Consider the following 19,222-nt stretch of genomic DNA (forward strand, 5'->3'; position numbering starts at 1 on the left):
TGTTTAGTTTAGTATAATTATGTCTAAGCTACAAGATAAATTACTAGTATCTAAGAGAGGTTTTTTACTATGATGAAACTTATATTAAAATTGGCTCATCTATTTGATAATAAAAAAGATAGAGCATATGTGAGTGAGGCTGATAAGCTTTTACAAGAGTTTGATAAAGCAAATCCACAAAAATCAGAATCACAAAAAAAAGAAATTTTGAAACATAGAAATATATATAAAAGAGAAGCAAAGCCAAAAACTAGCTTTCTTGATGGTTAGTCTTGATCTGTGTAACAGCAACAAATCCTATTAGCAAAATAATACCTGCTATCCAGTATAAATATGGTGCTAGGTGACTATCTATTAGTAAGCCTCCACAAATAAGCATTATTAGTTGTGGTAGTGAAAAAAACATGTTTAGCCAGCCCATATATTCGCCAAGTCTGCCTTTTGGTGCTAATTTAGCAATTAGTGTATAGCAACATACTTGAGATAAAATAAAGCCTGTTGCAACAATAAATGTAATAATGTACCACAAAAAGCTTTCTTTTGTTAAAAAAGAACCACAAATCAAAGCTATAGCGAATATTAATAAGCCAATTTTAAAAATATCCTCAACTTTAATTAAACTTATAATACTTGTTGCAAGTATACCAACAACAACAGAGCCAACGCCAAATGTCATTACTAATGAAGCTGTAAAGTCTTTGCTAAAGCCTAGAAAATGGTTCATATATCCACCCATTAAAGGCATGAAAGCGCCAAAACCAGTTAATGTACAGAAGGTAGCTAGAAAAAGAAGGTTTATGTTCTTATCACTAAAAATATCAAAACTTAATCTAAAAGCTGAGGTTATTTGATTTTCAGGACGCTCTTTAACAATAAATGGTATTACAGATAGTGTAGGTATTATCAGTAGTAGACATACTGTTACGCAGCTAAGAAAAGCACCGCCTATATTCCAGATAACTGCACCAACTAGACCAATTATAATTGTTCCTATCTGCGCAGTAGTTCTAGCAAGTAGTGTAGCAAAAGGAATTTGATCACGATCTACAACCTCTACAACCATTGTATAGTAAGGACCTTGAAAGAAGTTGATACTAGCATAGGTCAAAAAGGCAATTGTAAATAAACAAATATAGTTAGGAGCAAAAGGCCAGAGCATTTGGAAGATACAAGTACTGGCTAATCCTACTAATAGCCACGTAGTTCTTTTACCTAAAAAGGTATTGGAAGATGTATTATCAGAAATAATTCCTGAGAGGGTCTGCATAAATAGTCCGGTAAAAGCAGCCATAGATAATAAAAGGCCAGCTAAAAAAGAAGAGTCTGTATGTTGGTAAACTATCCATGAACCAATAGTTCCTGTTAATGACCAATACATTCCTATGCCAATATCAGGTATAGAAATCAAAAAAGGATTCCAGCGACGAGTATTATATTTCATTATGATTTGCCTTTGATTTAATAGTATTTGCTATATGAATTTGAGAACTCTAAATAGTTTATTATCTGAGTATCATAAGGATTAAGTTTTAATCCTAAATAGTCAACCTCATGACTATTGTGGTTTAAAATAATAGCTATTTTGGAATCACCATCTCCTTTTATAATAACCTCAACATCATCTGGAGATTGAAAGCTATTAATATTATGCTTTTTAGTCGTGTCTAGCACTAAGTCATTCCAAAAAGAGCTATCATCAATACCTGTACCAATATAGTAAACTGATCCTTTACCGAGATTATTTCTTACAGCTGCACTATAGTTTTTAAATTCATCAGCATAATCACATAATGATTGACTAGATCCTTTAATTGTAAGCATATCGCGCCATACAGTGGCAGTTAGATCTTTATTTTGATATTTGATTTTACAATTTGTCCCTATAGGGAGAGGCTCAAAATAGTCTGCTTTTACACCAGCAAGTTCATGAATAGGATTATCAACACCAAAGCGAATCTCATTGTGATATTCTTTAAGACCTGCTCTAAATGTAGCTATAATAGTACCACCATTTTCAATAAAAGCTTTGATTCTAGCAATATTCTTATCTGTGATTAACATAGATACTGGAAGTAAGAGTATTGAATATTTACTAAAATCATGGCGAACATCTAGTACATCAACATTAATGTTATTATCAAAGAAAGGTTTATAAAGTCTAGTGTGCTCATGCTGAATATCAAAAGCAGTTGATTGCTGTTGGATACGCCAGCTATAGATATTATCCATAGAATATAAAAGAGCTACTCTTGATTGTGTTGGAGTTTGTATTGCCTTTTGATTTTGTTTAGCTAATTTAATGATATCTAGCATTTCATCATAGCGATGATTATATTTGTTATCATGATCTAAGACACCATAACAGAATTGCTCAGCACCTTTTGTTGCTGTACGCCATCTAAAATAGATTAGATTATCACATCCTCTAGCCATTGCCTGAAAAGACCATAACTTAGCATGGCCTGGTCGAGGTACAAATCCCATTATATTGTGAGCTTGAGCTCCTATCAGTTGCTCAGTAATCCAATAGTTCTCTTTTTTAAAGCCTCGAGTTTGATCTAACTTCATTGCTGTTTTATAAGCATCTACTGGGACCTGTTGACCACCCCAAACGGGGTAGTTATTTAGTGCTACAAGATCTATTTGCTCAGCTAGATCTGTATGATCTTGAGCCTTAGAGAAATAATCCCCAGTAAAGTTATGTAAAGTTTGTTGGTCTGGAGCTATGTCTTTGATAACTTTAGCTTGTCTTGCTAAAAAGTTGGTAGTTGTTTGTGCTCTAAAACGGTTAAAATATAACATCATTCCAGGGTTTGGTGCAGGAATAGTTGGGCGAGGTATATTTATCTCATCAAAATCATTATATGTTTGTGACCAAAAAACTGAGCCAATAGCATCATTAAATAAGTCGATGTTATTATCAAACTGCTGTTTTAGATAGTCTCTAAACTCTAACTCGCATTGATCACAGTAGCACATATCACTAGTTTCATGACCTAGTTCATTATCTATATGCCAAAGTAATAAAGCAGGATGTTGATGATATGCCTCTACCATTTTCTGAGTAATACGTTCAGCATACTTGTTGTATGTTGGTGAGTTTAGACAAGCCTGCCTTCTACCACCAAAATGTCTTTGTAAGCCATTTTTGTCTATTGAGAATATCTTTGGATCTTTTTTGTATAACCAAGCAGGAGCTGTAGCTGTTGGTGTACCAAGCATTACTTTGAGATTTAGCTTATGTGCTTTATCTAATATTGTCTTAAAAAAACTAAAATCAAATTGACCTTCTTGAGGTTCCATTAGATGCCAAGCAAATTCTGCAATTCTAATACAATTAAGTTCTGAGTTTGCAATACGTTGAAGATCCTTATCAATAAGTGAATGATCCCATTGCTCTGGGTAGTAATCGACACCAAAATACATAGTTAAAGAAGTGTGAAATAAAGGTTAAATTTAATTATATGGTTACTTTGCTTAATCATCAACTAAAAAAAATGTCTAAAAATTAACTCTTTGTTGTTTGTTTTTTTTGGTTAAACACCTTGTAAGCAAAGGGTTATATTTTGAGGTTTTTTGTATCTTTTAAAACAGTTGAGGTTTATGATGCTGATACTAATCAGTTAGTTTATTCTAGAATAGCTTAAGATAATCGATATATGTACGATGGTTTTTAAAGAATGTATATTTTTAAGAGTTAAAAAAAGAATTTTTGTTGATATACTAGGTATTATTTTTTAGGAAAAATATAAATGAAAAAGAAGTTTGTATCTTTGGTATTGTTGTGTTCATTAACTTTATCTCTAAATAGTTGTTTTTGGTTGGCTGTCGGAGGTGTTGCTGCTGCAGGGGGTGCTGCTGGAGCATATATGGTTGATAAGAAGTAAAGAGTTTTTTATGATTTTGTCTCATCAATTACATCAGTATCTTTAGGTGCTTTAAAGTTAAAAGTCGAGTTATCAAGAGAAACATTATCTTTTACATCAGAGAATTTAATCTGTGTAAATTGATTTAGTGAAGTTGAAATCTCTAGTGATTTAAGTTTATTTTCACTATCAAACTTAATTACGATACTATTTATCATTTCATCATTTTTAGGCTTAAGAATATAACTATTGTTACTTTTTTCTTTTACAGTAAATAACTTATCAATATTATCTGTGTTTTTTGATAAAAGTATGAGATATGGGTATTGAGCAATATTGTTTGAGACTTTTTTAATTATAAGCTGTTCAAGATCACCATCATAAATCCAAAGTTTTTTGCCGTTAGAGACAATTTCTTGGTTATTTGGAGAGATTGTGACCCATTTAAAAAATTGAGGCTTTTTAAGGCTCATTTTACCTTTAGTATTCATATCATTTTGGCTATTAATAAGTCTTTGACTAAAGTTAGCAGTCATAGAGTCGATGCTTTTAATTTTTTCTACCAAGTCTCCCGCAGCATTAGCAAAACAGATATTTGCACTAATAAAAATTGTTATTAAAAGTAGGGTTATTTTTTTCATTTAAGATTCTCTTTTTACTAGCACGTCACGCATGCCATTTTGATTCATTTCTGAGACTATACCATTTTCTTCCATTTCTTCCATAAGTCTTGCAGAACGGTTATAGCCAATTTTTAGTTTACGTTGGACTGCTGATATTGATGCTTTCTGTGTTTTAATTACTATTTCAACAGCATCATTATATAGAGGGTCTTCGCTATTGTCTTCCCCTCCTGATGAACCATTTTCAGCTTCTTCAGTAGATTCGAGAATATCTTGGACATATTCTGGTTGGCCATATTCTTTCCATGATTCGACAACTCTATGGACTTCATTATCATCAACAAAAGCACCGTGAATACGCATAGGGGCGCCAAAGCCAGGTTTTAAATATAGCATATCACCTTGACCAAGTAGTTGTTCAGCACCTTGTTGATCAAGTATAGTTCTTGAGTCTATTCTAGATGATACCTGAAAAGACATTCTAGTAGGTATATTAGCCTTTATAAGTCCAGTTACAACATCAACGGAAGGTCTTTGTGTTGCAAGTATTATATGAATTCCCGCAGCACGAGCCTTTTGAGCAAGTCTTGCGATAAGCTCTTCAACTTTTTTACCAACTACCATAATCATATCAGCAAACTCATCTGCAACGACAACAATATAAGGCATTTTTGTAAGCGTTGGAGCTTCATGGGCACGCTCTGGATTCATCTTGATAAACATTGTATCTTTTAGAGGTTTACCAGCTTTTTCAGCTTGCTCAATTTTGTCATTTAACAATGCGATATTTCTAACACCAGCAGCTGACATAAGAGCATAGCGTCTTTCCATTTCTTTAACGCACCAGCGTAAAGAGTTAGCAGCCTCTGTCATATCTGTAACAACAGGAGTTAAAAGGTGAGGAATGCCATCATAAATAGATAATTCAAGCATCTTAGGATCAATCATGATAAATTTTAGATCATCAGGAGTACATTTATATAGCATACTAATTATCATAGAGTTAACACCGACAGATTTACCAGATCCGGTTGTACCAGCAACCAAAAGATGCGGCATTTTTGCAAGTTCAGCAAATGCAGGTTTTCCAGAAATATCAACACCAATTCCCATTAATGTTGCTGCTCGAGATTTTAAAAATTCTGGAGAAGATAAAACTTCTTTTATGCGTACCATTTGTCTTGTTGGGTTTGGTAGTTCTAATCCAACGTAGGGTTTTCCAGGTATCACTTCTACAACTCTAACAGCTGTTGTTGAAAGAGCTCGAGCTAAATCTTGAGCTATATTTGTAAGTTTACTAACTTTTGTACCTCTAGCTAAATCTATCTCGTATCTTGTAATAACAGGACCGGGATATGCAGCTACAACTTTAGCATTAATATTAAAGTCATTTAGAGTCTGTTCTAGCAGGGACGAAGTTTCATTAAGTTGCTCTTGAGATACTGCAACCTTTTTTGCTTCAGGTTCCATAAGAAGGTCAATAGATGGTAAGCAGTCTTTATTTAGGCTATTTGTTTTAGGTGATTGTGGTTTTGTTTTTTCAATAGCTTTTATTGGTTTTTTATTTTTTTTTTGTTCAGATTCTGTAAATGATAGCTCATCTTGAGATGGGTTATTATTAAAGTCTTTGAATGATAGTTCATCATTATCTTTTGATTTTTGTAACACTTCTTTAAAAGTGTCTTCACTAGGGGCTTCTTTTTTTTCATCCTTAAAAGGTATTGAAGTTGAAGTTTTGTCTTGAGCTAATGCTGATGTATTAGGTTTATTGTTAAAGTCATCAAAATCATTAAAGCTTGTAATGTCTTTATCATTCTTTTTAGATTTTGCAACATGGCTAACAGACTTACCAAATATTGAAAGAATCTTTTTGCCTAAGTGTAACCATGTCGTACCAGAATAAAGCGTTAAGCCAATAAATAGTGATACTAATAACCCAAATGATCCACCTACAGTACCAAAATATTTAATAAAAATCTTTGCTGTTTCATAGCCTAAAATTCCTCCAGAACGTTGAGGCATCCAGTAATTAGCAAAGCTAAAATATAACTCAGCAATACCGCAACAAGATAGAATAAAAAATACAATACCTATTGTTTTGACTGTAAACATTAGATAACTAAGGCTTTGTTCTTTTCTTTTAATTAGTAAAATTCTAATAAAATCTATAAAAACAAATGGAATGACAAAACCAACTACTCCAAATATTGAGAGTATAAAGCTTGCAATATATGCTCCAACAGGACCTGCATAATTTTTTATAGTAGTTTCTGAAGAAACACTACTCCAGCCAGGATCATTTATATTAAAGCTAAATAATGCTATAAAAAGATATATTACAATTGCTGCTAAAATGACAACTAGTGTTATTTTTAGTCTGCCAATAGCATGAGTTTTGTTTGTGTTGTTCGTATTATTGTCTACCATATTAATTTACAAATGAAATATTAAACTTAATCATAAAACCAATTCGTAATTCTAACAAAAAAAAGTTTAAAAATGTTAAACTTATAGTACTAATTTATTGAGTATAACTTAATTAAGGATAAATTTTGGCAAAATTTCATATAATAGTAGGCTTAGTTGTTTGCTTCTGTGCGTGGGTGTTTTTTTTAATATTTCCCCATTTAGATTTAACTTTAGCAAGTGATTTTTATAACCCTTCATATGGGTTTGCAGCGAGTGCTAGTCAAGGTATACTTGGTGCTCTACATAAATTTGCAATGGTCTTCCCTGTAATATTTTCGGTAATAGTTATTTTATTTTTGCTAGGATCGTTATTTATAAAAGCTTTTAGAATAAAAAATAGAAAAGCTATATTTTTTGTGGCTGTGTGCTTATGGATAGGTCCAGGACTTGTTGTCAATGCTGTATTTAAGAATCATTGGGGTAGACCTAGACCATATATGGTACAACAGTTTGATGGAGATAAGGTTTTTCAACAACCATTTGTTATATCTAACCAATGCTCTACTAATTGCTCTTTCCCTTGTGGAGATGCATCTATGGGATTCTGGCTTTTTGCTTTAATGCCTTTAGCTGCGACACGTAAGAAAAAAGCCTTAGCTTTTGCAGCAGCGATACTAGCAGGTGGCGGCTTAGGCCTAATGAGAATGGCTCAAGGAGGACATTTTTTTAGTGATGTGATTTTCTGTGGAATATTTGTATACATATGTACCTGGATTATATACTGGGTGATGTATGAGAGGAATAAAAAGCCTCCTGAAATAGAAAATTATTCAGGTTAGATTTTAACAATACATATATTTTCTAGAGTTTTGAGTCATTAAGGATTAAAGTAAATCTTTATCAAACTATTTTTATAACCATTTTCTCTGTACACGATGATTTTCATATTTTGAGTTCCTTATTTGTTTTATTGAGTACTCTTAAGCAAAGAGAAAAGTCTTTTACAGAGAAAGCTATCTTTTGAATTGCATTAATAATCATATCCAAACCATACCTAAAATAAGAGTTCTGCAACCTTCCATGCTTTTTTCTAGGAATAGGTTTTATTTTAGCATCTTTATACTCTCCAACCTTATGAGCCCATACAAAGGCTATAGATATCAAAGCTATTAACTTTGATATTTTATTAGTATCAGTCAAATGAGTATCTTCTAGATTAAATCCTCTGCCCTTAAAAGCTTGAAATAAATTTTCAATCTCCCACCTCATACCATAAATAGGTATCAGTCTCTTTATACTATTGGAATTACTAGCTACAATAAGTAGTTCACCAGTATGCGATCTAGTGCCAGATAGATAAACACTTTGGTTACAAATACTTCTTTGATCTCTAAGATCCTTATGCTCATGAACAGTTAAGTCATCAAATAGTGTTGAGACCTTAGCGCTGAAACCTCTAGTGTTAGTTGTCATAAGGTTGTTTTTGATTCTAACAACATAATCAATACTTTGAGATTCTAACCAACTTAACCAGTCTTGACCTATAAACTCTCTATCTCCTAATATACAACCAATACGTTGTTTACCAAATTTAGCAATAAACTTTTTGACTAAATCTATTCTAAATCCAGAATCAGAATTACCTCTATGATCTAATAAATCATAATATAATGGTATTGCTATACCTTCATACACAGCTGATAGAACTAGAATATTTATATCTGTTTTTCCAAACTGCCAGTTTGTCCTATCAAGAATTAGATATAATTTATCTTTAGTTGATAAAAGATGTTGTATACTGAATTGGGCTATATCATTAATATCAAACTCTACTTCCTTGAAGAAGTTTTGGATTGTATCTTATAAACAGTGATTAATCTTGTATTCTATCATCCTTGATAAAATATAAGAAAGAGATGAGACTTTGACCTTGGATTGGTTATTGAAAACCGTGAGAATCAAAAAGCTCATCTCAATCACGACTTTAAAACGCGAACGGTAGAAAGGTCATCAAAGACCGAATGTACAATCCCGCGATTATGAGCCTAATAAAAAGGATACCAAACATGACAGATAAAACAATAAAGTATTTAGGAATAGATATATCAAAAAAGTGGATAGATGTTTGCTATGGCGATAAAGGCAAAGTTAAGCGTATAGCCATGAAAAAGAGTAGCATCAACTCTTTCATAAAAAAGCATTTTGAAGAAAACGAAGCTGTTTTAGCAGTATTAGAAAGTACTGGAGGTTATGAAGTTCTGCCAGCAAAATGTTTAGAAAGCTTTGGCATAAAAGTCCACATAGCTCACCCTAACAAGGTGGTTTCATTTGCTAAAGCCATGGGATGTTTAGCAAAAACTGATGCTATAGATGCAAAAGTACTAAAGGCTTATGGTGCGTTTATTAAAGACGATGATATACGAGGCTTACCTAGCGATCAAGATCTAGAGTTGAATGCACTAAGCTCTCGCCTAGGTCAGCTTAAAGAGACTCATCATCAAGAGGCTTGTCGTTTAGGTTTGGTTAAAGATAAAATCTTGAAATCATCGAGTGAAAGAATGCTTAAATACCTGAAGAAAGAGATAGAGAAAATAGAGCAACACATGATGGCAATCATAAATGAAGATAAAGTACTAGCTAACAAGTTTGACATATTAACATCGATGCCTGGTATTGGTGCAAATACTGCCTGCTGTATTGTATGTGATTTACCTGAAATTGGCAGAATTAACAATAAAGAAATAGCTGCTTTAGTTGGTGTAGCACCTATTACAAATCAGAGTGGTATGAAAAGCGGCTATTCTGCAATTAAGTATGGTCGCTCTAAAGTACGCAAAACATTGTATATGGCTGCATTAGTAGCTACTAGGTTTAACTCTAGGATGAAGGATTTTTATAATCGTTTATTAGAAAATGGTAAAATCAAAAAGGTTGCTATAGTTGCTGTTATGAGAAAAATGCTTGTAACTCTCAATGCTATGGTTAAGCAAAATATGCAATTTAGTGCTTGATTTTCAAGACGGTAGATTCTTCTATAGTTTGACTCTATCAGATTATTATTTTTAAAGTATCTAGCTATCTTCGATAGATTAACAGTTTGAGCTGATATTAGTCCAAGTAATAGATTGCTAAAGCAATCTATTCTTGACTTGTGCCAATCAAATATTTTAGATAAACTTCCTGTTAGCTGATTAAGGTGCTTTTTCATCTGTTCCAAATAATGAATATATAAGGCTTTAGTCAGCTAACTCAACTTTTTTTGTCGTGTACAGAGAACCATTTTAAGAAATGCTAAATAGAATTTGACAGGCTTTGAGTTCCTGTGCTAGGCTCCAAATTAGTAAGTTTTCTTACTAACGCAATTTAAAGAAGAGGAGCATAATCTATAATGCTAATCTGAAAGCCATAACGCTTAGAGATGATTAGATTTTTAGAGATTGTGCCGAAAGAGTGTAGAAGTTATGAGCTATATTCTTGGGTCTGGTACTGAAAGGTAGCAGAACTGTCACGTTGAACTTAAACGTGGGGCGCTTCGGTCTAAGCATTAATTTTTGCAAAGTCTCAGCTCCCCATTATTGGTGAAAGAATGGGAAAATCAATGACTATACAAATTAGTAATCGTGTAAAAAATATTAAACCTTCAGCAACAGTATTAATGTCTTCTAAAGTTCAAGAGCTTGTTGATAAAGGCGAGAAAATTCTCTCTCTAAGTGTAGGAGAACCAGGATTTAGCACGCCTGATATTATAAAAAAGCAGGTATTACAGCAATCCAAAATAATTATACTCAATATACAACTGTTGATGGTTATAGAGATTTAAGACAAGCGATAATAAAGCGGTACTATAGTGATTATGGAGTTGATTATGAGCTTGATGAAGTTTGTGTCACAACTGGAGCTAAACACAGTCTTCATAATATATTTAATTGTATTATTAATGATGGTGATGAGATTATTTATATGGCTCCGTATTGGGCATCTTATCCAGATATGATTAAATTATCTGGAGGTGTTCCGGTTGTTTTAGAAACAAATATTGAAAATGGTTTTGAACCTGATATTGAGAAACTTGAAAGTTTAATAAGCTTAAGAACAAAAGCTATTTTGATAAATATTCCCAATAATCCTTCAGGAGCTATTTATTCAGAAGCTACAATGTCAGCTTTAGCTGATTTAATGAAAAAGTATCCTCATATTGTATTAATTAGTGATGAGATATATGATCAGATTTATTGGGATAGAGCCCCAACTCCTGTTACAAAAATTTCTCCGGAACTTAAAAACCGTGTCATAGTGGCTAGTGGAGTTTCTAAGAATTACGCAATGACAGGGTGGCGAGTTGGGCATATTCTAGCACCCTCAGCTTTTATTAATGCTATTAAGAAGTTTCAGTCTCAATCTCTATCATGTGCTTGTTCAATTTCACAAATTGCAGCGATAGAGGCACTAAAGTTAGAAAGATCTGATATCGAGTATATGAATCAAGAATATTATAAGAATGTTTCTTTTGTTTTTAATGCTTTGAAAGATATTCCGAACGTTAAAGTTTTTATGCCTGACGGAGGTTTTTATATATTTTTAGATATAAGTGATGTTTTAGAAAGGATCCAACTTACAGATGAGAGCTTTTGTATAAATCTTTTAGAAGAAACCTTTGTAGGAGTTATTCATGGTAGCGCCTTTGGTTTGGCAGGACATATTAGAATTAGTGCCGCAGCTGGGAGAGGAGTTTTAGAGGAGGCTATTAAGAGATTAAAGAATTTTATATTATCTCATTAATTTAATTTTATTAAAATGCTAAATAGAGTTTGACAGGTTTTGATTTACTATGTTAGACTCAAAATCAGTAAGTTTTCTTACTAACGTAATTTAAAGAAGAGGTGCATAGTCTATAATGCTAATCTGAAAGCCATAACGCTTAGAGATGATTAGATTTTTTAGAGATTGTGCCGAAAGAATATAGAAGTTATGAGCTATATTCTTGGGTCTGATACTGAAAGGTAGCAGAACTGTCACGTTGAACTTAAACGTGGGGCGCTTCGGTCTAAGCATTAATTTTGCAAAGTCTCTAGTTTCCCCACATTAGTGAAAACATGGAGAGCTTTGTGGAAGATCAAATAAGTGTTGCAAAATTCGGTGGTACAAGTGTTGCCAATATTGAATCAATAACAAAATGTATCGAAATTATAAAAGATACATCTCAAGTTAAAGTAGTTGTTGTAAGTGCTCAGTCTGGAGTAACTAATCTTTTAGTAAAACTTGTGACAAGCTGTTCTAATGAGAGCTCTCTACAAGAGACAATTAATAAAATACAAGAAATTGTCTATCCAATACTAGAGCATATTAAAAATTCTGAAACTTCGATAAGAATAAAAGAAGTAATAAAAGATTTAGAGTCTCTTACTAAGCTATCCCTAAGATTAAAAACTCCTCAATTATCAGATGAGATATTATCATTTGGTGAGTTAATTTCAGCAACGATAATGACAGAGCTTTTAGTTCAATCAGGTGTTAATGCTACACATCTAAGAGCAACAGAGTTTATAAAAACTGATAACCACTATGGTCAGGCAAAACCTATTACTAAAGGTATTCGTGCAAATGTACAGCAAAAATTAGTACCATTAATTCAAGATAGTATTGTAGTAACAGAAGGTTTTATTGGTCAAGGATCTCAAGGCCTGACAACTACTCTTGGTCGTGGTGGAAGTGATTATTCTGCAGCCTTAATCGCTGAGGCTATAGGTGCTAAGGATCTGCTGATTTGGACAGATGTTCCAGGTATTTATCAAGCTGACCCTAGAGGAATACCTAGTGCAGTATCAATACAGAAAATGTCTTATAATGAAGCAGCTGAGTTAGCGACTTTTGGAGCTAAAGTTTTACATCCTAGTACGCTATGGCCTGCTATAAGAAGTAATATAAGTGTATTTATAGGCTCAACTTTTAACCCAGATAATCCTGGAACATGGATTGCAAAAGAAATAGATCAAGAGCTTCCAGTTGTTCGAGCTGTTGCTGAGCGCAAAAATCAGGTATTAGTAACGATAAAAAGTTATGATATGGTTCATACTCAAGGTTTCTTAGCTAAAGTTTTTCAGGTTTTAGCTGATCATAAAGTAAGTGTTGATCTTGTGACTACTAGTGAGGTAAGCCTTGCTTTGACTTTAGATCATATCGGTAGTCAATCTATAGGAGATACTATACTTACACCAAGCTTATTGGAGGATTTAGATGAGATTGGTGATGTTGAAATAAGGATTGATGAGAATTTATCTCTAGTTGCGATAGTTGGTAACAATATCCATCAGACTAAGAATATTAGCTCAAGGTTATTTTCTGAGTTATCTGATCATAATATACGCTTACTTAGTCATGGAGCTAGTGGACATAATATGTGTTTGCTTGTTGACCAAAATGAATCATCTCTAGTTATACAAAAAATCTATAATCAATTTTTTGAAAAAGGAGGGATGGTATGAAAATTGCAATTGTAGGAAAAGGTAACACAGGACAAGCTGTTTTAGATTTGCTTGGTAGTCAAAATATATATGAAGTTTTTGATTCAAATAACACAGTTACAGTTGAAAAACTTAATAATGCTGAGGCTGTTATTATATTTGTTTCAGCTAAAATATTGGAAGATATATTACCAATTTTATTAGAGACAAAAACACCTATTATTTGTGGAGCAACAGGCTTTGACTATACTCAAGGTGTTGTTGAGCAAGTTACTCTAAATAAAAAGGTGTGGATTGTTGCTAATAACTTTAGTCTATCCATGGTTTTTATTAAAAAAGCTCTAAACTCACTAGGTAAAATCCAACATTTAATTCCACGATTAGAGTGCACGATAAAAGAAACTCATCATACAAGAAAACTAGATGCTCCAAGTGGTACGGCAATATCTTGGGAAAATTGGCTTGATATTGATAGCTGTGCGATATCATCAGAGCGTTTAGGTGATATTAAAGGAATTCATGAGGCGACTCTTAGCTATGAATATGAAACTATCGAGTTAAAACATACTGCGCATGACCGCAAGCTTTTTGCTCAGGGTGCTATTTGGGCAGCTAAATATGCCATAAATAATTCTGATTTATATGGTTTTTACCAATTTGAAGAGCTTGTTGCTAAGGAGTATGCAAATGAATATTAATAAAGATCTTTATACAGCGATAGTAACACCAATGCTTGATAATGGTGAGATAGACTATGGTAGTTTTGAAAGAATATTAAAATATCAGGCAGAATCTGGCTGTGGAATATTAATTTTAGGTAGCACTGGAGAAGCATTAGCACTAAGCTTTGAGGAACAATGTGAGGTAGTTAAATTTACATGTTCATTGAATTTAAATACTCCAATAATGGTTGGTGTTGGAGGATCTAGGCTTGATCAGCAGATTAAATGGATAGAATTTTGTAATTCTCAGAATATTGATTGTTTTTTACTAGTAACACCAGTTTATGCTAAACCTGGGACAGTTGGTCAAATTAATTGGTTTACAAGTCTACTTGATGCGGCTCAAAGACCATGTGTTTTATATAATGTTCCATCTAGAACTGGTGTGAATTTGAGTTATGAAGCACTAGAAATTATAAAAGATCATAAAAATGCATGGGCAATTAAAGAAGCTTCAGGTGATTGTGAACGTTTTGCAAAATATGCTCAGATTGCACCAAATTTAAGAATGTATAGTGGTGAAGATGGAATATTTCCTGAGTTATCAAACTATGGGGCTGTAGGATTAATATCTGTGATATCAAATATTTGGCCTGTGCAAGTTAGAAGCTATGTTAAAGAAAGCATAAATAAAACTATACAGCTAAGTCATTGTCAGACTTGGAAAGATGCGACAAAGGCATGCTTTGAGGTGGCAAACCCAATACCAGTTAAAGTATGGCTTAAACATAATGGTGTAATAAGATCTAATACTTTAAGAGCTCCACTTGTAGCAGAGGAACTAACAGATATTACTAATCTAGAGAAAGCTAATAGTTTAGTTAAGCAGAGTTACACAAATTTATAAGATTAATAGGATAGAAAAGATAGGAGAGTAGTATTATGGAATGGCAGGAGACTTTAGATGCGCTTCAATCAGGGCAAATAAGAGCAGCAGAACAATTAAGTGATGGAAGCTGGCAAGTAAATGTTGAAGTTAAAAAAGCTATTTTAGAGGCTTTTAAAGCTGGTGTGAATGTTGATTATAATGGTACTTATGAAGGATTCGTTGATAAGCATAACCTAGCACCACGTAAGTTTAGTAAATCAGAAGGCATTAGGATAGTTCCAGGAGGTTCATCTGTACGAGCAGGAGCTTATGTTGCATCATCTGTGATTATAATGCCACCATCATATATAAATACTGGTGCCTATATCGATGAGGGAACAATGGTTGATAGTAATGCATTGGTTGGCTCATGTGCTCAAATAGGTAAAAATGTTCATTTATCTGCTGGGGTGCAAATTGGCGGGGTTCTTGAGCCAGTGGGGATGAATCCTGTAATAATTGAAGATGATGTATTTGTTAGTGCTGGAGCTATTATTGTTGAAGGTGTCATCGTTGGCAAAAGATCTGTAATCGCACCATCTGTTTCTCTTTCAAGAGGTGTTAGAGTTTATGATAGCGTTAATGAAAGAGTGCTTGATAAAGGAGAAAAAATTCCTGAGGGGGCTATTGTTGTACCGGGATCACGTCCAATAAATACAAGTTGGGCAAAAGCTCATGGATTACAATCTTATTGTCCTGTAATTATTAAATATCGTGATGATAAAAGTGATAAAGCTTTGACTCTAGAGGAGGCGTTACGTTAATGTTTTCTTTGGGATTACATAGAGATTGTTTACTTAACTTAGCAGATGAAGTAGGCAGTCCCTTCTTTTTTTATGATTTAGATGCGTTAGAGAATAAGTTAATAAGTTTAAGAAAACTAACAGTAAAACTTTGGTATGCGGTTAAAGCAAATCCATTATCAAGTATAATTCAGAGTGTAGCTAAACAGGGTATATCTTTTGATGTTGCAAGTTGTGGAGAACTAGACCAGGTTCTAAAACAAGGAGTAGATCCTAAGAATATCTTAAATACTGGATCAGCAAAATCATATAAGCAGATTTGTTATTTTATTGAAAAAGGTGTACGAACTTTTGTACTTGAAAGTGTTCAGCAGTATCAAGATCTATTAAAAGCAGCTAAAAACTATGACGTTCAAGTTACATCACTGTTACGTGTTCAGATCAGTTGGGATAATTCTGGTGAGAAGAATGTTCTTGGTGGCGATAGCGTGACTCCTTTTGGATTAGCACCTGAAGAATGGGTGAATTTTTTCACAGAAAACTCTATAAAAAATGAATATGTTGATGTAATAGGTTTACATTGCTTCCAGTGGGGGAATATTACAGATATAGAGAAGCTTGTACATCTTTGGGAAGTTATTACTGAAAATTTAGTTGTATTAGCAAATCAAATTTCAATGGATCTAAGAGTTATAGATCTTGGTGGAGGTTTAGGAATACCTTACTACAATCAAGCTAATGAACTGAAAGTTGAGGATGTTGCAGAAGCTTTAAATAATTTGAAACTGAAATATCCATTAGTCGACTTCTGGCTAGAGTTAGGTCGTTATGCAGTGGGTGAATGTGGTGCTTATGTAACAAAAGTGATAGATAGAAAAAAAGTTTATGATAAAGATTTACTTGTTTTAGAGGGGGGAAGCCAACATTTAGGTCGTCCATTTATTACAAACCAAGCATTCCCAGTAAAAAATATATCAAGAGCTAATCAAGAAAATCATACAATTATGGAAGTTCATGGGCCTTTATGTACAAGTATAGATCATTTAGGAAGAGTTGATTTAGCTGATAGTACTGAGTCTGGAGACTATTTAGCATTTACTCAAACAGGAGCATATGGTTTTACAGAAAGTATGCCTTTTTTCTTATGCCATACATTACCTGCAGAGATTATTTATATAAAGGGTCAAGTGCAAGTAGTGCGTGAAGCAAAACAAGCATCTCAGTGGCTAGTTTAGTAGGATCTTTTTAGAAAGAGTATGCTAAAAATCTTATGAGAATTCGAAGGTTAATTGATTTATGTGTCATTAATGAGATAATAAATATTGTATTTTATAAAAGAAAGTTAAGATGTTATATCTTAATTATTGTGTTGTAGAAGTTAAAAAAACTAAAAATAGTTGGAGAAGAAAGTTTAATGTCCCAGAAACTTAAGCGTAGTTTACAAAGTCGCCATATGTCAATGATTGCATTAGGCGGATGTATAGGTACAGGTCTTTTTATTGGTCTTGGTAAAGCTATTGCAGATGCAGGCCCAGGCGGAACGGTTATTGCATATGTATTAATTGCTATTATGGTTTTTTTCTTAATGTCGAGCCTTGGCGAAATGGCAGCACATTCACCAGTAACAGGAACTTTTTGTGAGTACTCAGGAAGGTATGTGGATGAAGCGTTAGGGTTTACTACAGGTTGGAATTATTGGTTTAATTGGGCTGTAACTGTTGCTACTGAGGTTATTGCTGCAGCTGTTGTTATGCAGTATTGGTTTCCAGCATCAGAAGTTCATCCTATTGTGTGGAGCTCACTTTTCTTCTTTTTAATACTTGGTTTGAACTTATTTTCTGTGAAGATATATGGTGAAGTTGAGTACTGGCTTTCATTTATAAAGGTTTCTACTGTTGTTATATTTATTGTAGTAGGGACATTGGCAATATTTGGTTTGATGGGAAATCAGCCAGTTGGTTTTGAAAACTGGACAGTCGGAGATGCCCCATTCCATAATGGTTTTTGGGGTTTTATAACGGTGTTTATGATCGCAGGTTTCTCTTTTCAGGGGAGCGAACTTATTGGTGTAACTGCTGGTGAAGCAAAAGATCCATCAACATCTATACCTAAAGCAATCAGGCAAACTTTTTGGAGATTGTTTGTGTTTTATGTAGTGACAGTTGTGATAGTTAGTTTCTTAGTTGCTTATAATAACGAATATGTTAAACAAATTGATGGTAATACTTTGTCAGCTGTTTTTAGTCCTTTTACTATTGTGTTTAGCGATTTGGGCTTTAAGGTTGCTGCAACAGTTATGAATGTGATTATACTTACAGCGATATTATCTGCATGTAATGCTAGTATGTATACTGCTACTAGAACTCTGTGGCATTTGGGTAATATCAAACAAGCACCGTCATTTTTGTCTAAAATAAATAAAAATGGTACGCCAATATTTGCACTGCTTGCTACTGCTATTATAGGATCACTATTTTTTGCTGTTAGTTTTATTGGTAGTAATGAGATTTTAACATGGCTTATAAATGTATCTAGTTTGGCGGGTTTTACGGCTTGGTTTACCATTGCACTTAGTCACTATAGGTTTAGGAAGGCATATATTAAGCAAGGTTTTGATGTTGATAAACTTCCTTATAAATCTAGATTTTTCCCATGGGCGCCTTTGATCGCTTTGGGTATGGTTTGCATTATTGTTGTTGGTCAAGGCTTGAGCATGTTTACACAACATGATAGAAGCTTTATATCTATGTTGTTGGAGTTTTTATCAACATATGTGGGACTAATCGTATTTATAGTAATGTATTTTGTTTATAAGCTTGTGAAAAAAACTAAAATTGTTAAACTTGAAGAATGTGATTTAGGAAGCGCAAATAATGTTTAGGGTTGTGTCTTGAATACTTTTTTTATACAAGGTAAAGCTGGGCAAATCGAAGTAGCTCATGATAAAGTAAAAGATTCTAATCAAGAGGTTGCAGCTGTTATCTGTCATCCTCATCCGCTATATCAAGGTAGCATGCATAATAAAGTTGTAACTACTGTTTCTCGAGCGATGAAAACTCATAATATACAATCGTATAGATTTAATTATCGAGGAGTTGGTGGCAGTCAAGGTGAGTATGGTGAAGGAGAGGGTGAACTAGATGATTTACTTTCTCTATGTAAATGGATATCTGAAAATACTTCTGTAAAAAAAATATTACTATGTGGTTTCTCATTTGGAGGAGCTATAGCCTATAAAGGCTTAAGCAATTTAGATAATGTTGTAGCACTGATAACGATTGCTCCAGCAGTTGATAGGTTTGATCTTACTAAGTTTAATGAGCCTAATGTGCCATGGTTTGTTATTCAAGGTATAGATGATGATACAGTTAATCCAAACTCTGTTTTTGATTTTACTCTTAAAAAAGTAAAGTCAGATTTAACTTTAGTAAAGATGGATCAAGTTGGCCATTTTTTTCATGGTAAATTGATACAATTAAAGAATGTAATAGAAGACTTTTTAACCCCCATAGTTAAGAAACTATAAAACA

Annotated in this window: 18 protein-coding genes, 1 pseudogene and 2 riboswitches; of the genes and pseudogenes, 13 read left to right on the forward strand and 6 right to left on the reverse strand. The window is 33.3% G+C overall.

Annotation, left to right across the window (positions count from 1 at the left end; genetic code table 11):
- Positions 1–69: 69 nt before the first annotated feature.
- Positions 70–270: a CBU_0585 family protein gene (locus tag F7310_RS01620; RefSeq protein ID WP_072711327.1), complete on the forward strand. Its 201-nt coding sequence runs from the start codon at positions 70–72 to the stop codon at positions 268–270.
- On the opposite strand, the gene F7310_RS01625 is transcribed toward F7310_RS01620, so the two are convergent.
- Positions 251–1,441, reverse strand: a complete 1,191-nt coding sequence (locus tag F7310_RS01625) for an MFS transporter (RefSeq protein WP_072711328.1) — start codon at positions 1,439–1,441, stop codon at positions 251–253. The two genes, F7310_RS01620 and F7310_RS01625, sit on opposite strands and share 20 nt — an antisense overlap.
- Before the next feature lie 17 nt (positions 1,442–1,458).
- Positions 1,459–3,426 carry a beta-galactosidase gene (locus F7310_RS01630; RefSeq protein WP_072711329.1) on the reverse strand — a complete coding sequence of 656 codons (1,968 nt, stop codon included), beginning with the start codon at positions 3,424–3,426 and terminating at the stop codon, positions 1,459–1,461.
- 326 nt (positions 3,427–3,752) lie between these two features.
- On the opposite strand from F7310_RS01630, the gene F7310_RS10785 reads away from it, so the two are divergent.
- The gene (locus tag F7310_RS10785) at positions 3,753–3,887 is read left to right on the forward strand and encodes a hypothetical protein (RefSeq protein ID WP_257786354.1); all 135 of its coding nucleotides are present in this window, start codon (positions 3,753–3,755) and stop codon (positions 3,885–3,887) included.
- Positions 3,888–3,895: 8 nt separating this feature from the next.
- On the opposite strand, the gene lolA is transcribed toward F7310_RS10785, so the two are convergent.
- Both lolA and F7310_RS01640 read right to left on the reverse strand, forming a co-directional pair.
- Positions 3,896–4,507 (reverse strand): outer membrane lipoprotein periplasmic chaperone LolA, encoded by a 612-nt coding sequence (gene lolA, locus F7310_RS01635; protein WP_072711330.1) that lies wholly within the window; start codon positions 4,505–4,507, stop codon positions 3,896–3,898.
- Positions 4,508–6,916 (reverse strand): DNA translocase FtsK, encoded by a 2,409-nt coding sequence (locus tag F7310_RS01640; RefSeq protein ID WP_072711331.1) that lies wholly within the window; start codon positions 6,914–6,916, stop codon positions 4,508–4,510.
- A gap of 125 nt (positions 6,917–7,041) precedes the next feature.
- Between F7310_RS01640 and lpxF the strand changes: the two genes are divergently transcribed.
- A complete protein-coding gene (gene lpxF, locus F7310_RS01645) occupies positions 7,042–7,737 on the forward strand; it encodes a lipid A 4'-phosphatase LpxF (RefSeq protein WP_072711332.1) in 696 nt (231 codons plus the stop codon).
- Between the two features lie 103 nt (positions 7,738–7,840).
- Here lpxF and F7310_RS01650 read toward each other — a convergent pair whose 3' ends face one another.
- Positions 7,841–8,752, reverse strand: coding sequence for an IS4 family transposase (locus F7310_RS01650; protein ID WP_084645155.1), 912 nt, complete (start codon positions 8,750–8,752; stop codon positions 7,841–7,843).
- A 212-nt stretch (positions 8,753–8,964) separates the two neighbouring features.
- Between F7310_RS01650 and F7310_RS01655 the strand changes: the two genes are divergently transcribed.
- Positions 8,965–9,909, forward strand: coding sequence for an IS110 family RNA-guided transposase (locus tag F7310_RS01655; protein WP_072711322.1), 945 nt, complete (start codon positions 8,965–8,967; stop codon positions 9,907–9,909).
- A gap of 14 nt (positions 9,910–9,923) precedes the next feature.
- Here the strand turns inward: F7310_RS01655 and F7310_RS10445 are convergent.
- A pseudogene (locus F7310_RS10445) lies at positions 9,924–10,106 on the reverse strand (IS4-like element ISLpn9 family transposase); the annotation flags it as partial.
- Positions 10,107–10,259: 153 nt separating this feature from the next.
- Positions 10,260–10,439, forward strand: a riboswitch (Lysine riboswitch).
- 57 nt (positions 10,440–10,496) lie between these two features.
- On the opposite strand from F7310_RS10445, the gene F7310_RS10640 reads away from it, so the two are divergent.
- The 9 genes from F7310_RS10640 (at position 10,497) to F7310_RS01700 (ending at position 19,218) form a co-directional block, all read left to right on the forward strand.
- Positions 10,497–10,718, forward strand: a complete 222-nt coding sequence (locus tag F7310_RS10640) for a hypothetical protein (protein ID WP_236939881.1) — start codon at positions 10,497–10,499, stop codon at positions 10,716–10,718.
- Entirely contained in the window at positions 10,667–11,677 is a 1,011-nt protein-coding gene (locus tag F7310_RS01665; RefSeq protein WP_236939899.1) for a pyridoxal phosphate-dependent aminotransferase, read from the forward strand. Before F7310_RS10640 ends, F7310_RS01665 begins: the two co-directional genes overlap by 52 nt.
- Positions 11,678–11,765: 88 nt before the next feature.
- Positions 11,766–11,946: riboswitch (Lysine riboswitch) on the forward strand.
- A 57-nt stretch (positions 11,947–12,003) separates the two neighbouring features.
- On the forward strand, positions 12,004–13,380 hold the full coding sequence (lysC, locus tag F7310_RS01670; RefSeq protein ID WP_145951715.1) for a lysine-sensitive aspartokinase 3: 1,377 nt from the start codon (positions 12,004–12,006) through the stop codon (positions 13,378–13,380).
- Positions 13,377–14,057, forward strand: a complete 681-nt coding sequence (locus F7310_RS01675; RefSeq protein WP_072711335.1) for a dihydrodipicolinate reductase C-terminal domain-containing protein — start codon at positions 13,377–13,379, stop codon at positions 14,055–14,057. The genes lysC and F7310_RS01675 overlap by 4 nt, the downstream gene beginning before the upstream one ends.
- Complete coding sequence (gene dapA / locus F7310_RS01680) at positions 14,047–14,928, forward strand: 4-hydroxy-tetrahydrodipicolinate synthase (RefSeq protein WP_236939882.1); 882 nt, start codon at positions 14,047–14,049, stop codon at positions 14,926–14,928. Before F7310_RS01675 ends, dapA begins: the two co-directional genes overlap by 11 nt.
- Positions 14,929–14,963: 35 nt before the next feature.
- Positions 14,964–15,713 carry a 2,3,4,5-tetrahydropyridine-2,6-dicarboxylate N-succinyltransferase gene (locus tag F7310_RS01685; protein ID WP_072711337.1) on the forward strand — a complete coding sequence of 250 codons (750 nt, stop codon included), beginning with the start codon at positions 14,964–14,966 and terminating at the stop codon, positions 15,711–15,713.
- Entirely contained in the window at positions 15,713–16,927 is a 1,215-nt protein-coding gene (locus F7310_RS01690; RefSeq protein ID WP_072711338.1) for a PLP-dependent decarboxylase, read from the forward strand. The genes F7310_RS01685 and F7310_RS01690 overlap by 1 nt, the downstream gene beginning before the upstream one ends.
- A 179-nt stretch (positions 16,928–17,106) precedes the next feature.
- Positions 17,107–18,573 carry an amino acid permease gene (locus F7310_RS01695; protein ID WP_072711339.1) on the forward strand — a complete coding sequence of 489 codons (1,467 nt, stop codon included), beginning with the start codon at positions 17,107–17,109 and terminating at the stop codon, positions 18,571–18,573.
- A 9-nt stretch (positions 18,574–18,582) separates the two neighbouring features.
- Positions 18,583–19,218 carry an alpha/beta hydrolase gene (locus tag F7310_RS01700; protein ID WP_072711340.1) on the forward strand — a complete coding sequence of 212 codons (636 nt, stop codon included), beginning with the start codon at positions 18,583–18,585 and terminating at the stop codon, positions 19,216–19,218.
- The last annotated feature ends 4 nt before the right edge of the window (positions 19,219–19,222 follow it).

It is taken from the genome of Francisella uliginis, assembly GCF_001895265.1.
Lineage (GTDB): Bacteria > Pseudomonadota > Gammaproteobacteria > Francisellales > Francisellaceae > Francisella > Francisella uliginis.